4 protein-coding genes are annotated in these 4666 nt (G+C 42.0%); all 4 read right to left on the bottom strand.

The genetic code is table 11. The features are described from left to right. Positions 1 to 353: 353 nt before the first annotated feature. The 4 genes from PSE7429_RS23955 to PSE7429_RS21390 all read right to left on the bottom strand — a co-directional run bounded on the left by PSE7429_RS23955 (position 354) and on the right by PSE7429_RS21390 (position 4349). Complete coding sequence (locus tag PSE7429_RS23955; protein ID WP_052017768.1) at positions 354 to 824, bottom strand: STAS domain-containing protein; 471 nt, start codon at positions 822 to 824, stop codon at positions 354 to 356. Positions 825 to 1159: 335 nt separating this feature from the next. Next, entirely contained in the window at positions 1160 to 2497 is a 1338-nt protein-coding gene (rimO, locus tag PSE7429_RS21400) for a 30S ribosomal protein S12 methylthiotransferase RimO (RefSeq protein ID WP_009629460.1), read from the bottom strand. Positions 2498 to 2576: 79 nt separating this feature from the next. Next, a complete protein-coding gene (locus PSE7429_RS21395) occupies positions 2577 to 4067 on the bottom strand; it encodes a phospholipase D-like domain-containing protein (protein WP_009629459.1) in 1491 nt (496 codons plus the stop codon). Between the two features lie 93 nt (positions 4068 to 4160). Then, entirely contained in the window at positions 4161 to 4349 is a 189-nt protein-coding gene (locus PSE7429_RS21390; protein WP_040690096.1) for a hypothetical protein, read from the bottom strand. Positions 4350 to 4666 lie beyond the last annotated feature (317 nt).

Raw genomic sequence — 4666 nt, 5'->3', positions numbered from 1 at the left:
TATGTGCCACTATCGTGATCGCTACTATTTCACGGAAGTTATTATTTTACTAATTTTATACCAAATCACAAAATGGCTACGCCATTTTGTGATTTTAAAACCCTTACTGGGTTTGGTTTTTAATTCCCAAAAGTGTAGCCACACTTTTGGGAATTAGTATTATACCAATTCCCAAAATGGCAACGCCATTTTGGGAATCTCAAAACCTTAATGGGTTTGGTGTTTAATTCACAAAAGTGTTGTCACACTTTCGTGAATTGGTATTACTTAAGATGTAATTAAAAAAAACGCGGTGCTTAGCACCGCGTTTTTATTGGATGACAATAGATTCAGTACTGAGATTAAAATTGCTTTTAAGCAGCTACTAGGCAATCAGATACTAAGCAATCAGATACTAAGCAATCAGATACTAAGCAATCAGAATCTTGCAGTTGTTGGTTAGATTGGTTCATAAATGTATCAATACTAGGCAAAACAGCAAACAACTGATCAACTCTAGTAATTTCAAATACAATTCTTACCGATGGTTGGAGAGAACAAAGCAGCAAATTACTCTTTTGCGAGTGCATTAATCTGAGGGATGCTAATAATTTTTGTAGACCTTGGCTATCGATAAATTCTACATTCTCCATATCGACAATCAAGACTGGAACTTTTTTATTATTCATCATCACATTGGCTGAAATCCAAGACTCAACTTTGCCAAACAGTTCAGAGCCTGCAAGATTATCGAATTTACTATCTGTCAATTTGATAGTAAAAGCAGATTCGCTATTTGAGCCTTGATGAAAAGATAGCTGATTAACTTTAGTAATTGTATCCATTGTTCTACCTTTTAATTGCTTCGAGAGAGTAATACTCTTGTTTCCGATCATGTCATCTACTAAAGCAATAAATGTGGATTGATTGACAACACAAACTACTTTCTTGCTTCATGTGCTCAATTATTCCCTTTTTTGTAACTTATGAAATCATTAATAGATATATAAAGGTTAGTAAAAAGAAGTGACAAAGTTATATAAAAGTTATTTTTATCATCTTGCTATAAATTTGGTAAAAACTATGTAGTGGCATATACCAAAAAGCATAAGTGATCGTTATGGGCAGTAGATCACCGTAGAAAATGCCACTGCATTTTCTACGGTGAATTCTCAATGACTTAGACGATTTCCCCAAAGAGGTCGTAGTGATCGGCAGCGGTAATCTTAACCGAAAACATCGTTCCAAGGGTTGCTTTACCCTGCGGATCGCGTACATAGACAACGCCATCAACATCGGGAGCAAATCTTGCCGATCGCCCAATTAGTTCGCCTGTATTGGGATTTTCCTGTTCGATCAGTACCTCTACGGTTTTACCAATTTCCAGTTGGTTTTTGCGGAAGGAAATTTCCTGTTGGGCAACCATAATGCGATCGCGTCGCTCTTGCTTGACCTCTTCGGCAATTTGGTTTGGCAGATCAAAAGCAGGAGTGCCTTCTTCGGCGGAGAAAGTAAATACACCTACATGATCAAACTCATGACGCTTGACAAATTCGAGTAAATGCTCAAACTGCTCTTCTGTTTCCCCAGGAAATCCCACAATAAAAGTGGTACGGGCAATGGCATCAGGCAGTGACGCTTTGATTTGTTCCATGATTTTGTCATTAACTCGCCCTTGCCAAGGACGGTTCATCGCCCGCAGAACATCAGGATGGGAATGTTGCAAAGGCAAATCGAGGTAAGGAACCACATTAGGGGTAGACTTCATGGCGTTGATTACCTTGGGTGTCAAGCCTGTAGGATAGGCATAATGCATCCGAATCCAAGGTACATCCACTTGACCGAGGGCAGTTAAGAGTTCGGCAAGGCGAGGTTGACCGTAAATGTCCAGTCCGTAGTTAGTCGTGATCTGGGAAATGAGAATGATTTCTTTTACGCCTTCGGAAGCTAGGCGATCGCATTCAGCGACAATCGACTCAATCGATCGCGATCGCTGATCGCCACGTAAATGGGGAATGATGCAAAAAGCACAGCGATAGTCACAACCTTCGGCAACCCTTACATAGGCAACTGCCTCGTTGGTGGTGCGATAGCGCGGCACGGTGTCATCGGCAATATAGGTAGGAATTTGGGTAATTTCTTTGACCCGTTCGCCTTTTTCCGCCCGTTCGATTACATCGACAATTTTTTGATAGTCACCAGTACCAACGAGAGCCACCGCTTCAGGAATCTCATCCAGCAACTCCTGTTGGAAATGTTGAGCCATGCAACCAGCGATCACGATGCGTTTGCCCATTTCGGCAAGTTCAACCAATGTCCGCACCGATTCGCGCCGAGCATCTTCGATAAAACTACAGGTATTGACGATCACATAATCTGCCAATTCTTCATTACTATCGACTTGATAACCTGCTTGCACTAACAAGCCCAGCATATGTTCCGTATCGACGCGGTTCTTTTCACAACCCAAGTGAGAAAATGCGATCGTGGGTTTGACGGGTTGAACCAGATTGACCATATTTGTTAATGACGCGATTTACGATCGAGCATGAAATTTCCGACATACTAGCTTAACAAATCTTTAGGCAATGCGATCGCTATGATTGAATTTCTGATTCTTCAGGAATAGGTTTTGGTTTTGGTTTCAGTCTCTCAGCACAGCTTTTAGAGGTAGCCTGTAATAGTTTGGCGGTTGGTCCCAAGGTAACATCTTGATAAAGGCGATCGTATTCCCTCTGGTAATGGGTGGCAACGATATCGCTTTGAATGGCAACTAACACTTCGTCATTGGTGTGATTTGCCGCATGAGTCCAATTGTGGGAACCCGTCAAAACTAGATTGCGATCAAGAATGGCGAACTTGTGATGTAGGGTATCGCCCGCTACTAGATTGGGAATCCCCACAGTTTTTAGGGGCTGCTTCCACGCACTATTTTTACCTGTTTTGCAATCTTGAGTAGACTGTAAGCCCCACATATCAAGGGTAGAAGAATAATCACGGTAGGCAAATTGGGGCTCCACTAAAGTCCGAATCTGCACATTTTGTTGTTGTCGCTCTTCAAGGATTGCCGAAACAAATTCATCAGAATAGACAAATAGAGCCATATCAACCGTTTTCTGCGTTCCTGAGACTGCCGTGGCAATCAATCCATTACTTGTCTGTTCGCGCGGTGTATCTTCTGGATCTGGCGAAAACTTTAGGCGGATCTGCGCTCCATCAACGATCAGATATTCAATTTTACGCGAGGGTTTTTTAATACCAAAGAGGCTATCAGTTTTGCCTCCTGGTCCATCACCCCACATAGTATTAAATTCCTGTTTAAACTTAGCGGCAAGTTCCTTGTTCTCAATACGTAGGAGATTATTGGCATTGCCTCTCGTTTCGGGTTTTGTAAAATCACCGTGGATATCGCTCATCGTGTAATTTGCCGAACCAAATAAAACGACTCGATCGTCAATCACCATAAACTTATGGTGCATTAGTCCGCTTCCCTTAGAACCATCCGCCGTATCATCAAGCCAAGGCACATTAGTTGTCTTGATTAACCTCAAACCATCACGACGATCCAATTCCTCTTCACTTAAACGACCGTCTTTATTGACATCGGCAAACTTTTGAAATTCTTTATAACGATCGCGATCGCGAGGATTCATTTTCTCGATCTGATCGGCAGTAAACTCGCTCCAAGCTTTACTATAGTTACTCTCTAGAATTAAACGGACATTTACACCGCGCAATTTGGCATCCACAATCGCCTTAGCTATATTCGGTAAGCGTAATTCTTGGACGGCAATATCGATTGTTGTTTTCGCTTTGGTGACGTTATCAATTAACACTCTTTCCAGATTGTCGCCAAGCCGTTCGATATTACGGTAGGGATCGGTGTATCGATTAGCTTGATTGTAATTAAAAAATACTTGAATGTTCGGATGCTGGGGTAAGGCAGGGACTATACCTGACTGGATCTGACAGGATTTAATGGCGATCGCAACTAGTAGCGTTATCCCGCAGAGAAAAACCCAATAAGCGATTTGACGAGGCAACAGTCGGAATTGATGATATAGCCGAGAATAGGCTAGATAACCCATACAGGCAAGACTTCAAATTTTGCAATTCTAGTCTACAGCCTTAGCAATGAAATCCTATGGTCAATTTAGCGATTTGCCTTAAATAGCTATCACCTAGCTAACCTGACGGACTTTGCCCTGATCAACGGCTTGCATGAGGTATTCCAAAGCTTCATAGTCGGGATCGGTAATGTATCCTTGTTCGGAAAGCTCGTGGTTAATCATATTTTCCATCTCAGGGGTGAGTCTTTTAATGAGGAGAGCGCGATTCACTAGGTTTCTAATTACACTCTTGTTATTCATCATCTTTGATCCTTTTTGATCCTTGGGCGTATGTTTCAGTAGCGATTAGAGTTAGAAAAGTAGATCTTGCAAGGGATATTGCACCGCGCTTTGACTGATGCCTCATCACTTTTTTAGGACTACTTCTATAGGAATAAGTTTCCTCTAAACTCAAGGATCTGGATGTGACTTGTATCCGTGGTCACAGGTGATTGATATCGAAATTTTAAGCAGGCTAAATCTCTAAGATCCTGTGATCTCTATCACAGTTATCCACCCCTTGACTTAGGACAAATCAAATCCCAAGAATTGACTGGCGGCGCGAAGCGCCGCCAGTC

Source organism: Pseudanabaena biceps PCC 7429 (assembly GCF_000332215.1).
Taxonomy (GTDB): Bacteria; Cyanobacteriota; Cyanobacteriia; order Pseudanabaenales; family Pseudanabaenaceae; genus Pseudanabaena; species Pseudanabaena biceps.
The sequence above is the reverse complement of the archived record's forward strand: the minus strand, read 5'-3'. Positions and strand labels throughout refer to the sequence as shown.